17 protein-coding genes are annotated in these 24,854 nt (G+C 69.0%); 10 read left to right on the plus strand and 7 right to left on the minus strand.

Annotated features, from left to right (window positions below; translation table 11 throughout):
- The first annotated feature begins 23 nt into the window (after positions 1–23).
- Genes R0232_RS29980 through R0232_RS30025 form a run of 10 tightly spaced genes read left to right on the plus strand, consistent with a single transcriptional unit; the run spans position 24 to position 10,576 of the window.
- Positions 24–1,310 carry an AAA family ATPase gene (locus R0232_RS29980; protein WP_208511249.1) on the plus strand — a complete coding sequence of 429 codons (1,287 nt, stop codon included), beginning with the start codon at positions 24–26 and terminating at the stop codon, positions 1,308–1,310.
- Between the two features lie 7 nt (positions 1,311–1,317).
- On the plus strand, positions 1,318–2,634 hold the full coding sequence (locus R0232_RS29985; RefSeq protein ID WP_208511248.1) for a CpaF family protein: 1,317 nt from the start codon (positions 1,318–1,320) through the stop codon (positions 2,632–2,634).
- Positions 2,627–3,625, plus strand: a complete 999-nt coding sequence (locus R0232_RS29990; RefSeq protein WP_296797745.1) for a type II secretion system F family protein — start codon at positions 2,627–2,629, stop codon at positions 3,623–3,625. The genes R0232_RS29985 and R0232_RS29990 overlap by 8 nt, the downstream gene beginning before the upstream one ends.
- A gap of 47 nt (positions 3,626–3,672) precedes the next feature.
- On the plus strand, positions 3,673–4,578 hold the full coding sequence (locus R0232_RS29995) for a type II secretion system F family protein (protein ID WP_431510422.1): 906 nt from the start codon (positions 3,673–3,675) through the stop codon (positions 4,576–4,578).
- The gene (locus tag R0232_RS30000; protein WP_431510423.1) at positions 4,575–5,480 is read left to right on the plus strand and encodes a hypothetical protein; all 906 of its coding nucleotides are present in this window, start codon (positions 4,575–4,577) and stop codon (positions 5,478–5,480) included. Before R0232_RS29995 ends, R0232_RS30000 begins: the two co-directional genes overlap by 4 nt.
- Positions 5,477–5,962 carry a DUF3613 domain-containing protein gene (locus R0232_RS30005; protein ID WP_431510424.1) on the plus strand — a complete coding sequence of 162 codons (486 nt, stop codon included), beginning with the start codon at positions 5,477–5,479 and terminating at the stop codon, positions 5,960–5,962. The genes R0232_RS30000 and R0232_RS30005 overlap by 4 nt, the downstream gene beginning before the upstream one ends.
- A 31-nt stretch (positions 5,963–5,993) precedes the next feature.
- Entirely contained in the window at positions 5,994–6,476 is a 483-nt protein-coding gene (locus tag R0232_RS30010; RefSeq protein ID WP_431510425.1) for a TadE/TadG family type IV pilus assembly protein, read from the plus strand.
- On the plus strand, positions 6,473–6,976 hold the full coding sequence (locus tag R0232_RS30015) for a TadE/TadG family type IV pilus assembly protein (RefSeq protein ID WP_296797758.1): 504 nt from the start codon (positions 6,473–6,475) through the stop codon (positions 6,974–6,976). The genes R0232_RS30010 and R0232_RS30015 overlap by 4 nt, the downstream gene beginning before the upstream one ends.
- Positions 6,977–6,987: 11 nt before the next feature.
- The gene (locus R0232_RS30020; RefSeq protein WP_431510426.1) at positions 6,988–9,093 is read left to right on the plus strand and encodes a TadG family pilus assembly protein; all 2,106 of its coding nucleotides are present in this window, start codon (positions 6,988–6,990) and stop codon (positions 9,091–9,093) included.
- A gap of 43 nt (positions 9,094–9,136) precedes the next feature.
- Positions 9,137–10,576, plus strand: a complete 1,440-nt coding sequence (locus R0232_RS30025) for a sigma 54-interacting transcriptional regulator (protein ID WP_208511241.1) — start codon at positions 9,137–9,139, stop codon at positions 10,574–10,576.
- Positions 10,577–10,627: 51 nt separating this feature from the next.
- On the opposite strand, the gene R0232_RS30030 is transcribed toward R0232_RS30025, so the two are convergent.
- The 7 genes from R0232_RS30030 to R0232_RS30060 all read right to left on the minus strand — a co-directional run bounded on the left by R0232_RS30030 (position 10,628) and on the right by R0232_RS30060 (position 24,716).
- Positions 10,628–12,196 (minus strand): TolC family protein, encoded by a 1,569-nt coding sequence (locus R0232_RS30030; protein ID WP_208511240.1) that lies wholly within the window; start codon positions 12,194–12,196, stop codon positions 10,628–10,630.
- Entirely contained in the window at positions 12,193–13,509 is a 1,317-nt protein-coding gene (locus R0232_RS30035) for an HlyD family type I secretion periplasmic adaptor subunit (protein WP_093347724.1), read from the minus strand. The genes R0232_RS30030 and R0232_RS30035 overlap by 4 nt, the downstream gene beginning before the upstream one ends.
- Positions 13,510–13,590: 81 nt before the next feature.
- Positions 13,591–15,408: a peptidase domain-containing ABC transporter gene (locus R0232_RS30040; RefSeq protein WP_208511239.1), complete on the minus strand. Its 1,818-nt coding sequence runs from the start codon at positions 15,406–15,408 to the stop codon at positions 13,591–13,593.
- 83 nt (positions 15,409–15,491) lie between these two features.
- Complete coding sequence (locus tag R0232_RS30045; RefSeq protein ID WP_431510427.1) at positions 15,492–15,794, minus strand: hypothetical protein; 303 nt, start codon at positions 15,792–15,794, stop codon at positions 15,492–15,494.
- Complete coding sequence (locus tag R0232_RS30050) at positions 15,791–18,901, minus strand: glutamate ligase domain-containing protein (RefSeq protein ID WP_431510428.1); 3,111 nt, start codon at positions 18,899–18,901, stop codon at positions 15,791–15,793. Before R0232_RS30050 ends, R0232_RS30045 begins: the two co-directional genes overlap by 4 nt.
- A 105-nt stretch (positions 18,902–19,006) precedes the next feature.
- Positions 19,007–19,513 carry a peptidoglycan-associated lipoprotein Pal gene (pal, locus tag R0232_RS30055; RefSeq protein WP_398497638.1) on the minus strand — a complete coding sequence of 169 codons (507 nt, stop codon included), beginning with the start codon at positions 19,511–19,513 and terminating at the stop codon, positions 19,007–19,009.
- A gap of 88 nt (positions 19,514–19,601) precedes the next feature.
- Positions 19,602–24,716, minus strand: a complete 5,115-nt coding sequence (locus tag R0232_RS30060) for a hypothetical protein (RefSeq protein ID WP_431510429.1) — start codon at positions 24,714–24,716, stop codon at positions 19,602–19,604.
- Between the last annotated feature and the right edge of the window lie 138 nt (positions 24,717–24,854).

Raw genomic sequence — 24,854 nt, forward strand, 5'->3', positions numbered from 1 at the left:
CCACGAGCGTGCCGCCAGACGCCATGAATGCTCCCCGCGACAGCCTCCCCGAGATCGGCGCAGAGACCTACCTCTTCGCTTCGCCGAGCAACAGCCACATCACGTGGCTGACGGATGCGCTTGGACGGCAAGGTACCGTGGTGATGCTGTCGCCCGACGTCAAGTCGATCGACGAACGCATCACCTTGCTCGGACCGGTGGCCGTCTTCATCGATTTCTCCGGCGACAACACGGCGGCGGCCGCCGATCTGCACCAGCACCTGCGGCGCGACTGGCCCACGCTGCCGGTGCTGGCCACCGGTGTCTCGGCCGAGCCGGCCTCGATGCTCGCGGCGTTGCGCGCAGGGGTGGACGACTTCATCGACATGGCGGCACCGCCCGCCGAAGCGGTCAGCACCCTGCGCAAGCTGCTCGATCGTCGCAGCACCCAGCAGAACAACGGCACGCGCGGCTGCACGCTCGCCCTGCTCGGTGCGCGTCCCGGTGTCGGCGTGACCACGCTCGCGACCAGCCTGTCGCTGCTGCTCAACGAGCAACTTGCCCAGCCTGCCGCCCAGCCCGGGCCGCGCAGCGCGCGCCACGGCGTCGCGCTCCTCGACCTCGGCCTGCCGGCGCGCGATGGCCTGCTCTATCTCGGCACCCAGAGCGGTTTCAGCTTCGTGGATGCCGTACGCAACCTGCGCCGGCTCGACCAGACGCTGCTGCACACCGCGCTCGCGCACCACGGCAGCGGCACCGCCGTGTTGCCGCTGCCCGTGAGCCTCGCGCAGATGCGCGAGATCTCCCACTCCGACTCGGTCGCGCTGATCAAGCGGCTCGGCGACTTCTTCGATTTCCAGATCGCCGACCTCGGCGGTTTCTCGACCATCGACTTCGTCGCGCAGACGGTCAAGGAAGCCAACAGCACCTGGATCGTCTGCGACCAGAGCATCGGCGCCATCGTCTCCACCGCGAGCATGCTCAAGGAGCTGCGCACGCGCGGCCTCGAGACCGACCAGATGTCGCTGGTGGTCAACAAGTTCGACAGCCATGTCGGCCTGTCGGCCAAGGACATCGCCGAGCGGCTCGAACTGCCGCTGCGCCATGTGCTGCCCGCGCGCAGCACGCAACTGCTGGCGGCCGCGAGCCGCGGCGAAATGCTGGTGCGCACCGCGCGCAACGACGCGTACTCGCAGGCCATCGCCGGCCTCGCGCGCGGACTGCACCAGGAATACACCTCTGGCTCCAGCCAGCAGCCGGTGAAGGATCCGCGCTGGACGGCGCTGATGTCGAAGGTCACCGGCTTCCGCAAGAGCTCCACCCAAGGTTGAACAGCCCATGTCCACCGATATCGAATTCGCCGACGACGACCAGGCGTTCGTCGGCTCCCAGCAGTTCCAGGACATCAAGAGCTGGACGCACGATCACCTGCTCAGCCGCATCGAGGAGCTGGGCGCGGAGTTCGGCCGCTGGTCGCGCGCCTCGATCCAGCAGTTCGTCGAGCTCGAAGTCGACAGCTTCGTGCGCCTGCGCCGCGTGCCGATCAACGACCGCGAGATGCAGCTCATCTCGGATGCGCTCACCAAGGAACTCGCGGGCTTCGGTCCGCTGGAAGACCTGCTCAACGACCCCGCGGTCGAAGACATCCTGATCAACGGCTACCAGAACGTCTACGTCTCGCGCCACGGCATGCTGGAGCGCGAGACGCTGCGCTTCGCCGATTCCGAGCACGTGATGCGCATCGTTCGCCGCATCCTGGCGCCGCTGGGACGCCGGCTCGACGAAGCCAACCCGATGGTCGACGCGCGCCTGCCCGACGGCGGCCGCATCAACGTGATCATCGAGCCGCTCGCGATCGACGGCCTGTCGGTCTCGATCCGCAAGTTCCGCAAGGAGCCGCTCACGCCGGCCGACCTGGTGAAGCTCGGCACCTTCGACGCCGGCATGGCGCAACTGCTCGAGATCGCGGTGCGCGCGCGCTGCAACGTGCTCGTGAGCGGCGGCACCAGCTCGGGCAAGACCTCGCTGCTCAATGCACTGGCGAGCTTCATCCCGGCGCGCGAACGCGTGATCACCATCGAGGACACGGCCGAACTCTCGCTGAGCACCAGCCACGTGGTGCGGCTCGAGAGCCGTCCCGGCGGCTTCGACGGCCAGGGCGTGGTGTCGATCCGCGACCTGCTGCGCAACAGCCTGCGCATGCGGCCCGACCGCATCATCGTGGGCGAAGTGCGCGGCGCCGAAGTGATCGAGATGCTGCAGGCGATGAACACCGGCCACGAAGGCTCGATGGGCACGATCCACGCGAGCTCGCCGCGCGAATGCCTCTACCGGCTCGAGATGCTCGCAGGCTTCGCGGGCTACCAGGGCAGCGAAGTGAGCCTGCGCAGGCAGATCGCGAGCGCGATCGACTTCATCGTGCAGATCGGTCGGATGTCGAACGGGCAGCGCCGCATCATCTCGCTGAGCGAAGTGACAGGCGTGAACGACAACGTGGTGGCGATGCAGGAGCTGTACCGCTACGAACCCGTCGTCACGCCCGACGGCGAGGAGAAGGACCGCTGGGTGTCGCTGGGCATCGCGCCGCACTCGCCGAAGATCACCCGCTTCCGGCAGGGACTTGCGCGTGCCGCGCAGGGAGAACGCCGTGCGTGAAGGGCTGCTCGTCGTCTTCGTCATCGCGTTGCTGCTGGCCGCGGCCGGCCTGCTGCTCTGGATGTGGGCGGCGAACCGCCAGGTCCGCAAGGTGACGGGCGAGCATCTCAAGCAGCAGATCGCCTCGAGCCTGGCCTCGCCTGCGAACCCGTTGCTCGGACCGCTGCGCGACAGCCACGCATCGAACCTGGCCGGCACACCGTTGTCCGATCCCTGGATGGACGCCGCCACGGCCGAAGCACAGGATACGGCGCCCAAGAAGCACTTCGAACGACTCGTTCCGGGCTGGCTGGAGGGCGTGGTGAGCGGTTCGAAGCTTGCGCTCATCGCCTTCGTCATCGCGGCGCTCGTGATCCTGTCCGGCACGCTCGGCGGCTGGCCGGCGGCATTGGGCGCGCTCGTGTTCCTGCTCGTTCTCGTGACATTCGGGCTGTGGTTCCGCCTGCAAAAGCACCGGCGGCAGATCGTGAGCCAGTTGCCTGCCTTCATCGACGGCATGGTCCGCCTCATCACCATCGGCAATTCGACCCAGGCGGCCTTCCAGCTCGCGATCGCATCGACCCGCGCACCGCTGCGCGGTCACCTCGACCGCGCAGCGACCCTGGTGCGCGCCGGCGTCGATCTGGATCACGCGCTTCACCAGGCGGCTGCACGCGTGCGCATCGAGGAGATGTACCTGCTCGCCTCGATCCTGGGCCTGGGCGTGCGCTATGGCGGTCGTGCCGACCTGCTGCTCGAACGGGTCGCCAACTTCATGCGCGACCGTGAACAGGCCCAGCACGAACTCGTGGCGCTTTCTGCCGAAACCCGGCTCTCGGCCTGGATCCTCGGCCTGCTGCCGGTGTGCGTCGGCGCCGTGATCATCACGCTGAATCCCGCCTACTTCCTGCGCATGTGGGACGACGCCACCGGGCAGTACCTCGTCATCGGCGCGGTGACGCTGCAGGTGTTGGGCGCGCTCCTGCTCTATCGGCTCGCGAGGCTCGCATGACATCGACGCAGATCGCCACCCTGAGTCTGGGACTGCTCGCCCTCGGCATGCTGCTGATCGCGGGCTTGCTGGTTGGACGCGAAGTGCAGCGCACGCGACGCGGCGAGGTGCTGGGACGCGCGATCCGGCGCAGCACCGACGACATCGCGGCACCGGCCGCCGCCACGACCGATGGGGATCCATTCGGCGCGGCACGCAACGAGGCGGAACTGCCCTTTCATTGGCTCGACAGCCGGCTCGGTCGCGCCCTGGTGGCCGACGAAGACCGCAAGCTGATCGACCAATGCGGCTTCTCCTCGCTGCGGGCCCAGCTGATCTTCCTGGTGATCCGCATGACCCTGGCCACCCTGCTGCCGCTCTTGTTCTTCATCGGCTGGAGCAAGGATTTCTCCGTCGGAGAAGACCTGGCCATCGGCATGGCGGCGTTCGTGTTCGGGTTCATGGCCCCCAAATGGGTGCTGTCGCGGATGGCGGCCTCGCGCCGCGAGCGCGTCTCGCAGGAACTCCCGCTCTTCGTGGACCTGCTGCGTCTGCTGCAGGGCGTGGGCCTGAGCCTCGACCAGAGCCTGCAGATCATGGCCACCGATTTTTCCCACGTGCTGCGGGTGCTCGGCTACGAGCTCGCGATCGCGAACCGGCAGTATGCACAGGGGCGAACGCGCGAGCACTCGCTGCTGCGGCTCGCCACCTTGCACGGCAGCGAGAACCTGACCGGCCTGGTCGCGTTGCTCGTGCAGGTGGACAAGCACGGAGGCGCCGTTCAGGAGCCCTTGCGCCAGTACAGCGACCGGCTGCGCGAACACCGCCGCTCGGAACTCAAGGAGCGCATCGGCAAGATCACCGTCAAGATGACCGGCGTGATGGTCGTGACCCTGCTGCCGGCGCTGGTCATCATCACGGCGGGTCCGGGCTTCCTGGCCGTCATTCGTTCGCTAGGAGCACTTGCGAAATGACATCCATCGCCCCCACCTCCCTGCCCCGCCGCCGACAGCGCATCGCCGCCGGTGCCGCCGTGCTGATCCTCGCGCTCGCAGCCGGCGGTTGCGCATCGACGAAAGATGGCTATGCGGGCATCGCCGAGGGCCAACAGCGCCAGGCGGCCGAAGCGGCGGCCCTCTCCAAGGAGAGTGCCAACATCGATACGCAGGCCACCTACCTCGGCCTGGTCGACCAGATGCAGCAGGAAGGGCTGTGGTTCGCATCGCTGGCCCACATCGACGCGCTCGAGCAACGCTGGGGCGTGACGCCGGAAACCACGCGCACGCGCGCCGAGGCCCTGCGCCACTCGGGACAACCACAGGCCAGCGAAGCCGCCTACAAGCGGCTCATGGGCACGAAGCTGGAGGCGGCGGGCTATCGCGGCCAAGGGCTGCTGGCCGGCGAACGCGGCGACTTTCCGGAGGCGGTGCGCCTGCTGAAGGAGGCGCAGCGGCGCACCCCCACCGACGCCCTGCTGCTCAACGACCTCGGCTACGCGAACCTTCGCGCCGGCCTGTTTTCCGATGCGCGACTGCCCCTGATGCAGGCTTTGCAGCTGCGTCCGGACAACGTGCAGGCACAAGCGAACCTGGCGCTCTACTTCGAAGTGACCCAGCAGGCCGATCAAGCCCGGGCCTTCATGGATGCCAGCAAGCTCTCGCCCGCGACGCGCAGTGCGGTTCAGGACAGCGCGCGGCAGTTGATGGCGGCAGCGGCGCCGATCAGCCGCCCGCAGGCACAAGACCTCCAGCCCAGGACCGACACCCCGGCCGTCGACGAGATCTCGACCGCCGACGGAGCCGAACCTCTTTCGTTGAAGGCCTCCCGCTCCACATCGCTGTCATCGACACGATCGACTCCCAGAGGAACACCATGAACACCTTTTCTCTCCGTTACCCATCCTGGCTCGCGCTCGGCCTGGTTGGCGCCTCCATGATCGTGCTTCCAGCCTCCGCACAAGTCGCCGAGTCGAAGGCCGCCGCACCGAGCACAGCGACCTCCGAACCCTCCGCCCAGGCCAAACCCGCCGTCGAGGCCGCGACCTCCGCGCCTGCGGCCGCTGCGAAGCCGGCCATGGAAGTGCCGCCAGCGACCGACACCGCGGAGACCGCCCCCGCCGAGTCCTATGACGAAGCCTTCGACGCGCCGCCGCTCCAGGTCGGCGACGCGACGATGAATCTTCTCGCCTGGCAGAGTTCCGGCGCCATCGCCTCGCAGACGCCGCGGCGGATCCCCGGCGACATCGCTCGCCGCAGCTACGAGCGCTACCTGAAGAGCTTCGAGCACACGATCCCCGAATACATGGGCTCGTCCTTGAACAGCTCGACCGGCGGAGCAGCGTCGGGCCAGGCGAGATAAGCCGCCGGCTTGTCCGCTCCAGGAGTCCGTCATGAGGAAGAACGACCGTCGCCCCCCGGCCAGATTGCAGGCAGGAAACTACGCGATCGAGTTTTCGATCGTCTTCGTCATCCTCTTCACGATGCTGTACGCCATCGTGTGCTATGCCATCTTCTTCACCGTGCGCTTCAGCCTCCAGAACGCGGCGGAGGATGGCGCCCGGGCCGCGCTCGCCTATCAGACGACCTGGCCGAACCGGAAGACCGCGGCGGAAACCCTCACGCGTGCGCGCGTGCCTTCCTGGCTCACGATCGCCAGCGACGGCGTCGTGGCCAAGCGCTGCCAGATCAAGGCCAACGGACAGAGCGACTGCGACTCGCCCACCTGCGGTGCCGTCTGGGAAGCCCGTTGCCAGGTGGTCGTGACCATCACGGCCTCGCAGCTTCGCTCGCTGCTTCCACCGCTGCCCCCATTTGCGGTGCCGGACACCATCGTGGGCCAGGCCAGCATGCTGCTGGACGGGAGAACGCAATGAACCGAGCCGCTCGCACCACCGGTCGCGGTACGCGCAGGAGCCAGCGCGGGGTCGCCGCCATCGAATTCGCGTTCGTCTTCATGATGCTGTTCTTCATCATCTACGGCATCGCGACTTTCGGTGCCGTGCTCTACATCCAGCAGGTGATCTCGCGCGCTGCCGAGGACGGAGCGCGCGCCGTCCCGATGCTGCTGTCCCCGCCGCTCACCGCCAACGACACCCGGGTGCGCGACACCGTCTACGACTCGCTCGCGGCCGCGCTCGTCGCTCCGGTCGGATCGAGCGCCACGCCGCAGAGCCGCCGAATCTGGATCGCGGCGAATGCCACCGTGAACGTGACGATCACCGCGGCGGCTGGCGGCGCAAGTCCCAGCGCCGTCGTTTCGGTGACCTATCCATATTCCGCCAATCGCTTGCTGCCCTCTCTTCCCGTGCTCGACACGAGTCGCTGGATGCCCGACAACCTCAGCAGCCGCGCGACCGCCGCCATTCCTTCGTGAAGGAGCTTCACTTGAACGCGCAACCCATCACGATGCCTCGCCGCCCACGCCGTGGAGGTTCCGTACCGGCACGCCGGCGCGTCCGCGGTAGCGTGATCGTCAATGCGGTGGTCGCCATGCTGCTCGTGCTCGTGGTCCTGATCGGCACCGAACTCGGTTATCTCTTCTACATGAAGCGCGAGCTGCAGAAGGCCGCGGACCTCTCGGCATTGGCCGGCACGCAGATTCTCAAGCCCGCCAATTGCGCGACGGCAACCGATGTCGCGTCCACCAATGCGACCAATAACCTCTCGTTTCTGACCCCCGCCCAATTCCAGTTCAAGGCGACCTGCGGCGTCTGGAATCCGGCCACGCTTCCAGGGCCCAAGTACTTCAGCAGCGGGGCGGGGGCCGGCGCGATCAACGCCCTTCATGTGGAGATCACCGGCAGCACGGCGCTCCTGTTCCCCAACATCGGTGGCAACAGTGTTCGCACGCTCAAGGTCGAGGCTTACGCCGTCAAGGACACGCCGCTGGCCGTCTTCAGCGTCGGCTCCAAGCTCGTGGACATCAATCCCGAGGCACCACTGATCTCGCTGCTGAAGTTCGTGGGCGTCGACCCCAACGGTACCTGCGTCGGCTGCTACACCGGCCTGGCAGGCGTGAAGATCACCCCCGGAGGGCTACTGGAAAAGCTCGGCATCCCCGTGGCGGCGGACATCAGCGTCGCCGACCTCAACACGCTGCTGGCTGCCAACAAGGTCGAGCTCGGCAAGTTGCTCAATGCGATCGTGCAACTGGCCGGTCAGGACTCACTGCTCGGGGTGAATGCGCAACTCATCAATTCGTTGGTGAGGGCAGGTCTCAGCCTGGACAGCCTGCTGGTTCAGCTGGGAAGCAACGCCACGGCGGGCGGGTTGTTCGCGGAAATCAAGGCACCGACCGGCGGCTCGGCACTCAATGTTCAGCTCGATGCCTTTGACTTGATCAAGACCTCACTGGGCGTCGGCACCAAGGAGCACGCCGTAGAACTGGGGACGGGTATAAATATCCTGGGCCTCTCCGTTTCTGTCGAGGCGCGAGTGATCGAACCGCCATCCATCGGTATTGGCGATGTGGGAACAACCGCCTACAACTCGCAGGTTCGAGCATTCATCCAGATCAAGACAAAACCCGACGAACTTCTTGGCGCTCTGCTTGGTGCCCTGAACACGCAGATCAATCTGCCGATCGCGATCGATATCGTGAATGCCTTTGGCAAGCTGACTGCCATCAATTGCGATGTCACTCCCTACCAGGCCACCGTCGAGGTGCAGGCGCCGATTCTTCGTGCATGCATCGGCCAAATCTCGTCCTCGATACTTTGGTCCAAGGCCGACGTCTGCTTGCCATCGAATCTGGGGTCGATGAGCTTCGTGAGACTTCTGGGCATCGACCTCTTGAGCGGCAAGGTTGCGATACCGGCCTTGAATTCGATCAACGAAGTCACCCTCCCCGTGGGCGCCACGAAGACGACGAACAGAAATCCGCTCGTCATCGGTGATACGGTACAAGACTTGGTCGACCAACTGCTCAAGCTGCTGTTGGGGCGGGGAACCAATAACGTCGACCCCGCCGCGCGCGCCTCCACGCCCGATATCGCGGCACAGTTGGCGAACTACTACCTCGGCAAGGCAGGTGGAAGTGTTTCCAGGCTTCGCTCGCTGATGGAGCAGGACAACTTGGTCTGGAATCGTCCCGTGCTCGGTCTCTTTTCCAAAACCATGGCGCAGGAATGGGAGGACAAGGTCAATGCGTCTTCGTTTTTGGGAGGATGTGGCGGGAGCCTGGCTGGCTCCTGCGCTCGCAATGCATTGATTCAGTCCCTTCAGACGCGCAACCAGGACGGCTTGGTCACCGGCCTTCTCAAGGGCCTGCTCGATCTTGTTTCGGGTCTGCTCAATCTTGACGTCGACGGCAACGGCACCCCTCTTCTTTCGGCGGTGCTAGGCCCTATCGTCGAGTTGCTCAAGCCGCTGCTCAACTCGATCGGCTACCTTCTCTCCAACTTGCTGGGCGACACTTTGGGACTGGAACTGGGCCGCACCGATGTGCACCTTCAGTCCGTGAGCTGCCAGAACTCAAGGCTGGTCTACTGACGCAGCAGCGTCCGAAGATGCATACGGGCCATTCAAACCACAGATGAGCGCTTCCCCCAATTTCGACGAACTCGACCTCTTTGTCTGGGAAGGAAAGGCCGACATCCTCGACCGCATCGCCCGCTGCATGGCGAGCTTCGATGTCGAGGTGATCCGGGCCGACGGCATGCCCCCGCCTTCGCAGGACCGCACGGCGGCGATGCGGCCGTCGGTGGCGATCATCAGCGTCACGGTCATCGATGGCGGCGGGCTGCCGCAGGCGACCGAGCTGCTGCAGGGCATGCCGGTGATCTGGGTCGCGGCGGCCTCGCGCGAGCGCGACTCGCGCACCTATCCGCCCGAGTACCTGCACGTGCTGCCCTACGACTTCACCTGCGCCGAGCTGCGCACGATGGTCGCGAAGCTGGTGCGGCAACTGCGCGCGCGCGACGTGGCGCCGCAGCCGCTCGACGAGCTGGTGGCGCACTCCGAAGCGATGAAGTCGCTGCTGGCCGAGGTCAATGCCTTCGCCGATTGCGACCACAGCGTGCTGGTGCGCGGCGAGACCGGCGTGGGCAAGGAACGCATCGCGCAGCAGCTGCACCTGGGCCACCAGAACTACAGCAAGGGCGCGTTCGTGGCGGTGAACTGCGGCGCGATTCCCGACGGGCTGTTCGAGTCGCTGTTCTTCGGCCACGCCAAGGGCTCGTTCACGGGCGCGGTGCATGCGCACCGCGGCTACTTCGAGCAGGCCACGGGCGGCACGCTGTTCCTCGACGAGATCGGCGACCTGCCGAAGTACCAGCAGGTGAAGCTGCTGCGCGTGCTCGAGGACGGCGCGGTCACGCGGCTCGGCGCGACCTCGCCGATCCGGGTCGACTTCCGGCTGGTGGCGGCAACCAACCGCAACCTGCGCGAGATGGTGGCCAGCGGCGAATTCCGCGCCGACCTGTTCTACCGCCTCGCGGTGATCGAGCTGCACGTGCCCAGCCTCGAGGAACGCGGCGAGATCGACAAGATCGCGATCTTCAAGGCGCTGCTGGCCAACGTGCTGGGCGACCAGCTCGAGGTGCTCGGCGAAACGCCGCACTGGCTCAGCGACGCGGTGGCCGAGACCTACTTCCCCGGCAACGTGCGCCAGCTGCGCAACCTCGCGGAACGCGTGGGCGTGATCGCACGGCAGCTGCACAGCTGGGACCAGCACCTGATCCAGCGCGCGATCGCGCTGACTCGCGGCACGCCCGCGGCCACCGGGCCGGGCGGCGGCATGGGCCTGGGCGCGAACGCGGTGGGCACCAGCAGCGCCTTCGATGCCGCCGGCGGCGATCAGCGCAAGGGCTGGAACGGCAGCGAACGCAACCGCATCATCGCGGCGCTCGAGATCAACGACTGGAAGCGCCAGGACACGGCGCAGCACCTGGGCATCAGCCGCAAGGTGCTGTGGGAGAAGATGCGCAAGTACCAGATCCTCGACGGCGAACCGGGCATTCCGGAAGACGCCTGAGCGGCAACGCGGCCGCGCGCCGACGCGCCGGCCGCCCGCCTTTCCTCTTCGTCAGTTGGTGGTCGGCAGGCGCTCGGCGCGCCGCAGGGTCACGGGCTGCGCGTTCTGCGAGCGGTCCACCGACGCCTCGGTCGCGCAGGTCGAATTGCTCGCCAGGCACGGGCCGCTCAACAGGCCGTCCTCGGTCAGCACGGTACGGCTCGGCGCGCCGAAGACGCGGTCGACCCATTCGTTGCTGCCCTCTGCATCGATGCGCAGCTCGCCGGTGGTGCGCGCCAGGCGCAGCTCGTTGACGCGCAGGTCGAACACGGCATCGACGTAGTCGAACAGCAGGTTGTAGTACTCGAGCTGGGCATCGAGCACCTGCGGCAGGGTGTCGCGGCCGAACTCCAGCAGGCGGCGGCGGCCGCGGAAGGCCTGGCCCGAAGTGCTCACGGCCTCCATCAGCTGGCGCTCGCGCTCGCGGCCCGACACGGTGCGCGACCACGAGGCACTGGTGAGCTCGAACAGGTTGAGCTTCACGCCCTCGAGCTTGGCTTCCTGGTTCTCGACCTCGGCCATGGCGGTGCGCACGCGCAGCTGCCGGTCGAAGCCGCTGCCGAAATTCCAGCTCAGCTCGAGCGCGGTGCGCGTGGGATCCTGCGGCGACACGCCGCGCGGGTCCTTGCTCTTCACGATCACGGCATCGACGGTGGGCCAGATGCTGGCCTCCTGCTGCTCGACCAGCGCCTTGGCCTTGTTGATGCGGCCCTGGGCCTCGGCGATCTCGGTGCTGCGTTCCTCGGCGCGGCGCAGCGCCTCGGCCTGCGAATCGATGCGCCACTGCGGCGGCGCGGCCAGCACCGGCAGGTTGCGCGTGATGGGCGTGAACTTGAAGTAGCTGCGGAACTTGGCGATGGCCTCGTCGCGCTGGGCCTCGAAGTCGGCCTCGCGCGCGGCCACGCTGGCGCGGCGCGCGCTGGCCATGTTGAGGTCGTTCTCGCCGGTGGCGCCGAGCGCGACGCGGCGCGCCTCGGCCTTCGAGAGCTCGGCCACGATCTCGGTGGAGCGGTGCGCGATCTCCTTCTTGAGGTCGAAGCGCTGCACCTGCAGGTAGGCGGTCAGGGCATCGAGCACCACCTTCTGCGAGGTGGTGGTGACGGCCTGGCCGTCGGCCTCGTTGCCGGCCTCGGCGGCACGGATCGAGGCGCTGATCGCGCCGCCGTCGAGCAGGCTCATGCGCGCCTCGGCGGTGATCACGTTGTAGCTCTGGGTCTGCGCGTTGGCGGCGCCGCTGTTGTAGTTGCCCGAGGAGGTGCCGACCTTGAAGCGCGGATAGCGCGCCTTCTTCGCCTGGTCGATCTGGAAGCCGCTGGTGTTGGCGGCCGCCTGCGCGGTCTGCACCTCGGGGTATTCCTGCGACAGCACGACCAGCGCCTGCTTCACGCGCTGCACGTAGCCGGCGGTGCCGATCGAGGGCGCGGTCAGGCGCCGCGCGAGCATCAGCGAGGGCGGCGGATCCTGGGGGCCCTGCGTCTCTTGCGCCATCGCGGTGGGCGGCAGCGCGAAGCTGGCGCACAGCGCCGCGCACAGCACGCCGGTGCCCGCCGGGCGCCGGCCGTTGGTCGTGCGGCGCTTCATGGTTCGCGGAAGGCTTCGCGCCGCAGCTTGAGCACCGGACGAAGGATGTACCAGATGAAGGGATCGGTGCCGACCTTGAGGTCGACCTCGGACTCCATGCCGACGGTGATGCGGTTTTCCTTGTGGCCGACGAAGGACTTGTCGGTGCTGATCAGGAGCCGGTAGTACGGCGCGCCGTTGGCGATCGCGGGGTCGCGGTCGGCATCGGCCGCCACCAGCGTGACCTTGCCCTCGACGGCGCCGTAGCGCAGGTAGTCGTAGGCGGTGATCTTGACCGTGGACTGCTGGCCGACCTCGACGAAGCCGCGGTCGTTCGGATTGAGCCGCGCCTCGATCATGATCTCGTCCTTGTCGGGCACCACCTCGAGGATGGCCTCGCCGGGCTTCACCACCCAGCCGGGACTGCCGCTGCGCAGGCCCTTGACGATGCCGTCCGACGGCGCCTTGACCTCGGTGCGCGAACGCTGCGTGCGGGCGCGCGCGAGGTCCTCGCTCAGGCTCGCGAACTGGCGCTCGACGGTGGCGAGCTCGTCCGAGGCGCGGCGCCGGAAGCGTCCCTCGGCCTCGGCCATCTTGGCCTGTGCCTCGGTGATCGCGGCGTTGGCCGAGATCACGCCCTGGCGCGCCACCGCGAGTTCGCTGCGCGCGGCCTCGGCCTGGCGGCGCTTCTCGAGCACCTCGACCTGGCCGACCAGCTTCTCCTTGAGCAGCTGCTCGGACACCTCGAGCTCCTTCTGCATCAGGTCGAGCCGGTCGCTCAGGCCCTTGACCTTGGCCTGCTGCTCGAGCTGCCGGCTGCGCGCGGCCTCGAGGCCGGAGATGGCGCCGGCCATCACGCCGCGTTGCTCGAGCGCGCGCGCGTCGTAGGCGCCGGTCTCGCCGGCGTACACGCCTTCGTCGATGTCCTTGGCGAAGGTGTCGCGCTTGAGCGGCTGGCCGCGGCTCTCGGCCAGCAGGCGCACGCGCGTGGCCTGGGTGGCGGCATAGCGCGCGGTCAGTTCCTCGAGGTTGAGGCCGCTGCCGCCGAGGTCGATCTCGACCAGCGACTGGCCCTGCTTGACGTGGTCGCCTTCCTTCACGAGCACGGCGCTGACGATGCCGCCTTCCAAGTGCTGGATCGACTTCACGCGGTCGGAGGGAATCACGCGCCCGGGCGCGACCACGACGGTCTCCATCGGGAAGCCCAGGCCGACCACCGCGAACACGCCGATCAGGCCGCCGAGCAGCCACTGGCGCCGGCGGCCCTCGGGCGTGATCTGAGCGGCGCGCTTCTGGTCTTCGGTCTGCAGGACCTGCGGCAGATCGGCTTTCAAGATCTCGTCTCCCCTGCGGGCACTCGGTCGTCGCACTCGGTCATCGGTCGATCGGTCCAATCCATAAACAAATTCAGCGCATCAGGCGATCGAGCGGGCGGCGGATTCGCCATCCTCGCCACCGCCTTCGGGCAGCGCCACCAGCGCCTTCTTCACGCCGAACAGCTTCGGCACCATCACCGCGGCCGTGCCCTGTTCGACCGAGCCTTCGCCGGTCACGTGGTAGACATGGCTGGCGGCCGAGACGATGCGCAGCGAGTGCGTGACCACCACCACGGTGCGCACCTTGGCCACCGCCAGCAGCGTGGCCAGCAGCGCGCGCTCGCTCTGGAAGTCGAGGTCGTTGCTGGGCTCGTCGAGCACCAGCACCGAGGGCTTGCGCAGGAAGCTCATGGCCAGCGCGAGCTTGCGGCGTTCGCCCACCGACAGGCCGGTGCCGCCCTCGCCCACCATCGAGCGGTAGCCGTCGGGCAGCCGCGAGATGAAGTCGTGCGCGCCCGAGAGCTTGCAGGCCGCGACGATCTGCTCGTCGCTCTGGCCCGGCGCGGTGCGGCGCATGACGTCGATCAGCGAACCGCCGAACCAGTAGACCTCCTGCGAGAGGTAGCTGATCCAGCGCGACAGCTCCTCGCGGCCGAACTGCGAGAGGTCGTATTCGCCGATGCTGACGACGCCGTGCGTGGGCGTGTACAGGCCCGAGAGCAGCTTGACCAGCGTGGACTTGCCCGCGCCGTTGCGCCCGACGATGACGTGCAGGCCGCCGGGGCCGATGTCGAGGTCGAGGTTCTCGATGACCGCCTTCTGCGCGTTCTCGGTGAAGCTGAAGCTCACGTCCTTGAGCGTGATGCGGCCCAGCGGCTGCGGCAGGGCCATGCCCACCGGCGGCTTCTCCACCGGCTCGCCGAGCACGGTCTCGAGGCGCTTGGCGGCTTCCTTGGCGGTGGCCAGCGAGCGCCAGTTCGACACCAGGCCGGCGATCGGCTGCAGTGCGCGCAGCGCGAGCATGTTGGAGGCCACGAGGCCGCCGACCGTCATCCACTGCTCCATCACCGAGATCGCGCCCACCGTGACCACGATCACCGAGAACACGGTCAGCAGCACCGTGGTGCCGTCGCGCGCGGTCTCGATCTGGCCGTTCTTGGTGAAGCTCTCGGTGAGCCAGTCGTTGTAGGTCTTCTGCCACATCTCGATGATGGGGCCGTCGTTGGCCTGCGACTTGAGCGTCTCGCGCGCATGGCAGATCTCGGCCGTCATGCGGTCGAGGCCGCGGCCGCGCTGCACTTCCTCGACGCGGCCGGCGCGCACCTCGTCGGCCCACCACCAGGCGAGGAACGAGAGGATCGCGAGGAAGGCCACCACCACCGGCAGCACCGGCAGCGCGACGATGCCGATCACCACCAGCCCGAACACCGCCATCGGCAGGTCGAAGATCGATTGCGCGAGGCCGCCGGTGACGGTGCCGCGCACCGAGCCGACGTCGCGGAAGTACAGGTGCCACACCGAGGCCGGCCGCGCCTCGAGCGCGCGCAGCGGACGGCCGAGCATGGAGCCCATCAAGGCGCCCGAGACGCCGTGGTCGATGATCGCGCCCGCGTTGCGCAGCAGGCGCGAACGGCGCGTGCGCAGCCAGAACTCGATGCACAGGAAGAACAGGATGCCGCTGACCAGCGCCGCCAGCGTCGAGACGCCGCTGCGCGAGAGCACGCGGTCGTAGACCTGCAGCAGGAAGATCGAGGGCAGCAGCCCGAACAGGCTGATCGGAATGGAGCGCCAGGCCGCGCTCTTGATCAGCGGGTAGGCATCACGAAACGCGGTGTGGAGGGCGCCCGCATAGGGACTGGCACCGGGCTCCACGGGCCGCTCGGCGACCAGTTGAGTGGGCAGGAGAAACTTGATCATGGGCGAAAGCCGATCCCGTCAGGCGATGACGCAACGGCTTCATTATCAACTGTTACCCGACTGTTACAAGGCAATATTTCACTCTAGAAAGCAGTGCAATTCGAGGCTTTGGTCAGGGGTCGGTCAGACCCTGTCGCGGCTCGATGCGAGACGATGTCGGTGGGCAGGACGACGGTGCTGCAAGCGACCGTCTTCCGAGTATTCGCGGCCTGCGCGGGTTCGCCGTCTCCGGGCAAACCCCGGTCCAGCAGGATCGCGACATTGACGCACAGCAGCATGCAGACGACCCACGCGCACAGCAGTTGGGCCCAGCGGGTCCACCAGCGGCGCGCCGGGGCGGCCTCCTGCTGCGCGGGCAGATGAAGGAGTGCATCCAGTCTGGTCATGGCAGTGCTTTCAAAACCCGGGCCAGCCGGGACAGACCCACGCCCGCGGAGCTTTTCGCGAGCACCCAGTCGCCGGGCTGGAGCAGGCTGCCCAGCGCGGTCGACAAATCGGAGACGTCGACGAACCAGTGCGAACGCACCTTCGAGCTGATGCGCGCATGCAGGGCCCGCATCAGCGGTCCGCACAGCAGCACGCGGTCGGCCTGCGTGGCCAGCAGCTCGGGCTCGAGGTCGAGGTGATGGCGCTGGGCCGCCGGGCCCAGCTCCTGCATGTCGCCGAGGATCGCCACGCGGCGCGCGGGCTCGCACGGCGCCTGCGCCAACAGCTCGAGCGCGGCGCGCATCGAGCTCGGGTTGGCGTCGTAGGTCTCGTCGATCAGCTTGAAGCTGCCGCCGCCGATGTGGATGGTGTGCAGCGCGCCGCGCCCGCCGGGCGGCTCGAACTGCGCGAAGGGTTCGACCGCCGCGGTCAGCGGCAACCGCAGCGCGGTCAGCGCGGCCAGGCCGGCGACGGCGCTCATGCCCATGTGGCGACCGGGCGCGTTCAGCCGCAGCTGCAGCGGCTCGCCGGCCACCATCGCCTTCACCTCGCCATGGTCGAACGAGACCAGCCGCACGTCGGCCGCGCGGTGCTCGCCGTAGCTCACCACCTGCAGCTGGCGCTCGGCCGCGGCTTCGGCGAACACCGGGTACTCGACCATGTCGCGGTTCAGCACCACGCTGTCGCCGGCGGTCATGCCGAGGAAGATGCGCGCGTCCTGCCGCGCGGCGGCCTCGGCCGGGCCGCGGTGCTTCTGCGCCGCGGCCGAGGGACCGGTGATCACCGCGAGCGTCGGGCGCACGAGCTGCGTCGACGCGGGCAGCTGCGACTGGCTCATGTCGAGCACCCAGTAGGCGGCGTGGCGCGGCAGGCAGGTGAGGTTCCAGGCGATGCCCGACGGCAGGCTGATGCTGCCTTCGGGCTGGCCGACCTCGCCCCACACGGTGAGCGCGCTGGCCATCATGGCCGCCACGGTCGCGCCGGCGACGCCCTGCCCCACCACGGCGCAGACGCCGCCGTTGAACTCGGCGCGCGCATGGGTGCCGAGCTGCAGCACGGCCTGCGGCAGGTCGGCCACCTTGAGCACCGGCACGCGCTTGTCGAGGTGCGGCTTGGGATCGACGCACAGCACGGCGGCCGCGGGCTGCAGCACGCCCTTGAGCGCGACGGCCGCGAGCGGCGCCTTGGCGTTGCGCGTCTGGTTCTCGAACACCACGCGGCCCTTGCGCAGGAAGGAGCGCTGCGCGACGCCGCTGGCGCGCCAGCCGTCCTCGGGCTTCACCACCCATTCGCCGCCGGTCACGCGCGCCATCTCGCTCGCGGTCCAGGTGCCGCCGTCGTCGCGCGGTCCGCCCTGGCCGACCGAGATGCCGCCACCGACCACCGCGCCGGCGCCCGCGCCATGCAGCGTGCGGCGCTCCACCAGGTAGCGGTGGAAGGCCACGAAGCCCGAGACGTACTGCTCGACATCGTCGATGCGCACGCGGAACGCGTGGTGGCGGATGAAGAACGAGCCGACGATGGTCGAGGGACGACGGAAGTACATCGCCATCTCGGGCCAGAAGTAGCCGTTGAGCAGGTAGTGCGCGCGGTAGTCGAGCGCGCGGTAGAACTTCTCGACGTCGAGCTCGTCGAGCAGGTGCCGCATCGCGGGCATGCCCTCGAGCCGCTGCAGCATCTGCTGCGCGGCCAGCATCAGCTCGAGCAGCGTCGGGAAGGTGGTCTTGCGGTCGAGCACGAAGTCGAGGTAGCCCGCGACGTTCTGCAGCCCGAAGCGGAAGTAGCGCTCCTGCGGGCTCCAGCGCGCGAGCTCGTTGACGCAGCAGCTCAACCAGTGGTCGTGCGCCTGCCAGTGCTGGCTGGCGATGAAATGGTCGAAGGCCTTCTCCACCACGGCCAGCCACTGGGGATCGCGCGTGAGGCCGTAGAGGCGCAGCAGGCCGTAGGAGGCCTGGCCGTCGTAGTAGATGATCCGCGAGGCCTGCTTGAGCGTCAGGTCGTTCGCATGGATGACGTGGTTGAAGCGGCCCGTCGCCGGGTCCTGCAGCGAGGAGATGCCCAGCGCGAGCTTGTCGAGCAGCGGCAGCCAGCGCCGCGTGTCCATGGCCTCGCAGTACTTCACGAGCGCCAGCACGCAGGCCGCGTTGCCGCCCAGGCGGATCTCGCCGCCGGTGTCGACCAGGAACGAGATGTCGCGGCCGTCGGCGAGCTTGTAGTCGCGGATCAGGTGGTGCACCAGGCGATCGAGCGCGCGCTCGATGGCCGCGCGCAGCGTCTCGTCGCGCGTGATCTCCCACGCCTCGATCATGGCGTAGAGCGCGCTCGCATGGCGCATCGCGTCGTAGGTCGGGATGCGCCGGTCGAAGCAGGGGAAGTAGCCGTAGACGAACAGGCCGTCGGCCTGCACCTGGCGCGCCAGGTACGAGGCGCCGCTGCGCACCAGGTCGAGCGTGGACTGCGGATTGAGCGCGGGCAGCTGGCGCCGACCGGCATCGAGCCCCGTGCCCACGAGCTTGTGCACCACGCCGTCGGGCTGGCAGAACAGGCCCACGGTCGCCAGCAGGAACACCGGCTGGTCGCCCGGCAGGTCGAGCGAGAGCCGGCGGCCGAAGCGCGCATCGGCATAGAGCTCGAAGTTGCGCGGGTTCACCACCGCGTGCGCGATGGTCGAGTCGCCGCTGAGCATCGCGTTCGCATTGAGCTCCTGCTCGGTGAACGCGAGCTCGAAGTCCTTGTCGAAGGCCAGGCCGAGGCGGAAGTAGTTGCGCTTGACCGACGCCAGCTGTCCCTTGAACTGGACCCAGTCGATCGGGCTCGCGCCCTCGACCCAGTCGATGCGCAGCCAGGGCGAGACGATGCCGTGCTCGCGCACCCAGCGCTCGACCTGCTCGGCGCCTTCGCGCCAGGCGGTCTCGAGCACGGCCGCGCGGGTGTGCACCACGTGCGCCCGCTGCGTGCCGTCGCTCACCGAGAAGAACAGCGTGAAGGCCGGGTATGGCGCCGGCAGCGCCGCGCACACCGAGACGAGTCGCTCGTGGCAGGCGTGGAGCTGATCGGAAAAGGACATCATTCGGCCCCGGTCGAAAACGGGCAACCGGCCCTCTTCGTCATGCGTTGCCGCGATGACTCGGAAGACCGGGAGCTGCCATCGAAGGCATCGCAGTTCCCTGGTTCAGCGGTAGCTGAATTCGGCGCGGCGATTGAGCTGGTAGCCCTCCTCGGTGTTGGCAAGCGATGCGGGTTTTTCCATGCCCCAGCTGATGGCTTCGAGCCGTTCGGCGGGCACGCCCAGCTGCGTCAGGGCGCGCTGCACGGCTTCGGCACGGCGCTGGCCCAGCGCGAGGTTGTATTCGCGGCCACCGCGCGAGTCGGTGTGGCCTTCGAGCACGACGCGGCTCGTCGGGCGGTTGCGCAGGAAGCTGGCGTGCGCCTCGACGATGTTGCGGTACTCGGGCTTGATGTCGTATTTGTCGAAGTCGAAGTACACGATCTTCGACACGCCGGCCGGGCCGTTCTGCACCGGCGGCGGGGGCGGCGGCTCGACCTTGGCGACCGCGCTCGCTCCCTTGTTGGAGTAGTAGTAGGTCGCGTCGTCGCGGCCCTGCTTGGGCCCGGTGCCGCAGGCGACCAGGCTGGCGCCCAGTGCCGCGATGGCCAGTATCCGGAAACTCGTCTTCATACCGTTCCTTTCAGAGGACGGACCGTTGCCGGTCCGTCCTTTCTTCTGCTGCTCGTTCTCTTTTTTCCGTCCACTGTCCGTGACCGGATCAGCCCAGCAGGCCGTGCAGGATGTTGGCGACCGGGGTCACCACGTTGCCCACCGTGTGCTCGACCTGGCTGGTGATCGGGGTCACGACCTGGGTCAGGTTGGTACCCAGGGCGTGGTCCACGCCGTCCAGCACGTTGGCCACCGTGTCGACCACCGGCGCCGCGGCACCGGAGGCGCCCGCCAGGATGTCGGTCACCGGGGCCAGCGCGCCGGCGCTGGTGCCGGTCAGCGAATCGACCACCGGCGTCGCGCCACCCGTCAGGCCGCCGAGGATGTCGGTGACCGGCTGCAGGATGTTGGCCAACGGGCCGTCGCCGCCGAGCGAGCCGAGCAGGCTGCCGACGAGGCCATCGTTGCCCAGCAGGCCGCCGACCAGGCCGTCGTTGCCGAGCAGGCCACCGACCAGGCCGTCGTCGCCGAGGACGCCGCCGAGCAGGCCGCCTTCGCCGCCGCCGAGCACGCCACCCAGCACGCCGCCGTCGCCCAGCACACCGCCGAGCAGACCACCGTCACCGCCGAGGACACCGCCCAGCAGGCCGTCGTCACCCAGGATGCCGCCGAGCAGGCCGCCTTCGCCACCGCCGAGCACGCCACCCAGCAGGCCGTCGTCACCCAGCACACCGCCGAGCAGACCACCGTCGCCACCGAGCACGCCGCCCAGCAGGCCGTCGTCGCCGAGGACGCCACCGAGCAGGCCGCCGTCGCCACCGAGCACGCCACCCAGCAGGCCGTCGTCACCCAGGATGCCGCCGAGCAGGCCGCCGTCACCACCGAGCACGCCGCCCAGAAGGCCGTCGTCACCCAGGATGCCGCCGAGCAGGCCGCCGTCACCACCGAGCACGCCGCCCAGAAGGCCGTCGTCACCCAGGATGCCGCCGAGCAGGCCGCCGTCACCGCCGAGCACGCCGCCCAGCAGGCCGTCGTCGCCCAGGATGCCGCCGAGCAGGCCACCGTCGCCACCGAGCAGACCGCCCAGCAGGCCGTCGTCGCCCAGGATGCCGCCGAGCAGGCCGCCGTCACCGCCGAGCACGCCGCCCAGCAGGCCGTCGTCGCCCAGGATGCCGCCGAGCAGGCCACCGTCGCCACCGAGCAGACCGCCCAGCAGGCCGTCGTCGCCCAGGATGCCGCCGAGCAGGCCGCCGTCACCGCCGAGCACGCCGCCCAGAAGTCCGTCGTCACCCAGGATGCCGCCGAGCAGGCCGCCGTCGCCACCGAGCAGACCGCCCAGCAGACCGTCGTCGCCCAGGACACCACCCAGCAGGCCGCCGTCACCGCCGAGCAAGCCGCCCAGCAGACCGTCGTCGCCCAGGACGCCACCCAGCAGGCCACCGTCGCCGCCGAGCAGACCGCCCAGCAAGCCGTCGTCACCCAGGACACCACCCAGCAGGCCACCGTCGCCGCCGAGCAGACCGCCCAGCAAGCCGTCGTCACCCAGGACACCACCCAGCAGGCCACCGTCGCCGCCGAGCAGACCGCCCAGCAGGCCGTCGTCGCCAAGGACGCCACCCAGCAGGCCGCCGTCACCGCCGAGCAAGCCGCCCAGCAGACCGTCGTCGCCCAGCACGCCACCCAGGAGACCACCGTCACCGCCGAGCAAGCCGCCCAGCAGACCGTCGTCACCCAGCACGCCACCCAGGAGGCCACCGTCGCCGCCGAGCAAGCCGCCCAGCAGGCCGTCGTCACCCAGCACGCCACCCAGGAGACCACCGTCACCGCCGAGCAGACCGCCCAGCAGGCCGTCATCGCCTAGCACGCCACCCAGCAGGCCACCGTCGCCGCCGAGCAAACCGCCCAGCAGGCCGTCGTCACCCAGGACGCCACCCAGCAGGCCACCGTCGCCGCCGAGCAGGCCGCCCAGCAGGCCGTCGTCGCCCAGGATGCCGCCGAGCAGACCACCGTCGCCGCCGAGCAGACCGCCCAGCAAGCCGTCGTCGCCAAGGACGCCACCCAGCAGGCCGCCGTCACCGCCGAGCAGGCCGCCCAGCAGACCGTCATCACCCAGGACGCCACCCAGGAGGCCGCCGTCACCGCCGAGCAGACCGCCCAGCAGACCGTCGTCACCCAGCACGCCACCCAGCAGACCACCGTCACCGCCGAGCAAGCCGCCCAGCAGGCCGTCGTCACCCAGGATGCCGCCGAGCAGACCACCGTCGCCGCCGAGCAAGCCGCCCAGCAGACCGTCGTCGCCCAGCACGCCACCCAGCAGCCCATCGCCGCCGATCAGATTCGCCACGCCATCGGTCAGGAAGTCGACCTGCGTGCCCACCGCGCCCAGCAGTGCGTCGGTAGTACCGGCGCCCAGCAGCTGGTCGGTCAGCGGGCTCAGCAGGCCGCCCAGGCCGTCGGTGACCTGGCCCACGAGGTCGTCCACCGGATCCAGCACGTTCGGGTCGTTCGGCGTGAAGGTATCGCCGAGCACCGGGCCCAGCAGGCCGCTCACGGTATCGGTCAGGCTGTCGGTCAGGCCGACCACCGGGGCGAGCACGTCGCCCAGGCCGAGCTCGCCGAGCAGGCCGTCGTTGAGACCGTCGACCAGGCCGCCGACGATGCTGTCGGTCGGGTCGAGCAGTTGGGCACCCGTGCCGCCGCCACCGCCGTCGAGCAGGCCACCGAGCAGACCGCCCAGCAGGCCGTCTTCGCCGATCAGGCCACCGACCAGACCGTCTTCGGCCAGCAGGCCGCCGACCAGGCCGTCCGGACCCAGCAGGCTCGGCACCAGGCCGTCCTCGCCGAGCAGGCCGCCGACGATGCCGTCGTCGCCCAGCAGACCGCCGAGCAGGCCGTCGTCACCGAGCACGCCACCGAGCAGGCCGTCGTCGCCGAGCAGGCCGCCCAGCAGGCCATCGCCGCCGATCAGGCCACCGAGCAGACCGTCGTCGGCCAGCACGCCGCCGAGCAGGCCGTCGTCGCCGAGCAGACCGCCCAGCAGGCCGTCGTCGCCCAGCAGGCCACCGAGCAGGCCGTCGCCACCCAGCAGGCCGCCGAGCGGGCCGCCGGCACCGAGGATGCCGTCGTCGCCGAGCACGCCACCGAGCAGGCCGTCGTCGCCGAGCAGGCCACCCAGCAGGCCGTCGTCGCCCAGCAGGCCGCCGAGCAGACCGTCCTCACCGCCGAGCAGGCCGCCCAGCGGGCCGTCGGCCAGCAGGCCACCGACCAGGCCATCGGGGCCCAGCAGGCTGTCCACGATGCCGCCTTCGCCGAGCAGACCGCCGGCGAGGCCTTCGCTGCCCAGCAGGCCGCCGAGCAGGCCGTCGTCGCCGAGCAGGCCACCGACCAGGCCGTCTTCGCCCAGCAAGCCGCCCAGGGCGCTGTCTTCACCGATCAGGCTGCCCAGCAGGCCGTCGGAACCGAGGGCCGGGCCGAGCAGGCCGCTCAGCAGGCCGCCTTCGCCGCCCACGCCGCCGAGCAGGCCGCCGTCACCCAGCAGGGTGTCGAGCAGGCTGCCGACCGCGGTGCCTTCGCCGATCAGGCCACCGACCAGACCGTCGTCGCCGAGCAGCTGGCCCACGAGGCCGTCTTCGCCGAGCGCGCTGCCCAGCAGGCTGCCTTCGCCGAGCAGGCCATCGACCACCTGGCCGATGGTGCCGTCGGTGCCCAGCAGGCCGTCGACGAGGCCGTCGATGCCCAGGCCGGTGGTCACGCCACCGAGCAGGCCATCGCTGCCCAGCACGTTCTCGAGCGCGTTGCCCAGGGCGTCGGTGACGTAGTCGACCTGGCCGTTGAGCGAGCCGATCAGCGCATCGGTCACGCCGTTGCCCAGCAGGGCATCGACGACCGGAGCGACCGCGCCGCCCACGCCGTTGGTCAGGTTGTCCACGGCCGTGTCGACCGGATCGAACTCGTTCGGATCGTCGGGCGTGAACTCTTCGCCGACGATCGGCGAGAGCACGTCGTCGAGCAGGTCGGTGACGCCATCGACCACCGGCTTCACCGGGTCGAGCGCGCCGCCCAGGCCGAGGGTGTCGTCCACGGCATCGATCACGTGGTTGACGAGGCCGTCGCCCGGATCGAGGAGGTGGTCTGCGTCTGCGTCTGCGTCTGCGTCTGCGTCGGCATCGGCGTCAGCGTCTGCATCGGCGTCAGCGTCAGCGTCAGCGTCTGCATCGGCGTCAGCGTCAGCGTCCGCATCGGCGTCAGCGTCCGCATCCGCATCCGCATCCGCATCGGCATCGGCATCGGCATCAGCGTCCGCATCGGCGTCGGCGTCGGCGTCTGCATCGGCGTCAGCGTCAGCATCAGCGTCTGCATCCGCATCGGCATCGGCATCGGCATCGGCATCGGCATCGGCATCGGCATCGGCATCGGCATCGGCATCGGCATCGGCATCGGCATCAGCGTCCGCATCGGCGTCAGCGTCCGCATCTGCGTCAGCATCCGCATCTGCGTCAGCATCCGCGTCCGCGTCGGCATCAGCATCCGCGTCGGCATCGGCGTCCGCATCGCCATCGGCATCCGCGTCCGCATCGGCGTCCGCGTCGGCATCGGCGTCGGACTCACCCACGCCGGGAATCTGGAAAGGAATGAAGCCACCATCGCCACCACCGCCGCCGCTCAGTGCGGCACCCAGTGCGGCAGCGCCCAGCGCGCCGAGGGCGAACTCGCCCAGGCCGATGCCGCTGCCGGCAGCGAGCTTCTTGGTGACGGCCAGCGCGGCGGCATCCGCATCGCTGTCGGGCGGCGTGACCTGCAGGTCGCCCGAGGCCACGTCGACGTTCACCTGCTCGAGGCCGCCAGGCAGCTTGGTGGAGCCCACGGTGGCATCGGTGCCGCCGGTGAAGACGCCGGCCAGCGGCGCCTTGTTGCCGGCCGAGCCGGGGAACAGGACGTTGGCCTGGCCACCGTCGGGAACGATCACGCGATCGCCGGCCATCAGCGAATGGCCGCCGTCGACGGGAATCGACACGCCATCGCGCATGACGACCGTGCCCGGCGTAGCATTGGATAGCGATCCGATGCTGGCGGGCCCCGTCGCGACAGGCGCGGAGGGTGCGACCACCGGTGCCGAGCCCATGGGGGCGATCGGCGTTGCGGTGGCCTGGGCGATGACCACTGGAGCAACGCCGTTATCGGCAGTTCCCGCGGTCGAAGGGGTCGATGCTTGTGGTGCAGTCATGGCGGCCTCTGTGACAAAAGATGGAACTACAGGGGCAACTTGCGTGCCGCCTTTTCGCGGCCTTGCACCCACTGCCCATCGACCGCCGCAACTCGTTGATCTGCTTGGGTTTTTCTTTCAAATCAGTCCTTCGCGAGA

The sequence above is a fragment of the Variovorax sp. DAIF25 genome (genome assembly GCF_050711835.1).
GTDB lineage: Bacteria > Pseudomonadota > Gammaproteobacteria > Burkholderiales > Burkholderiaceae_C > Variovorax.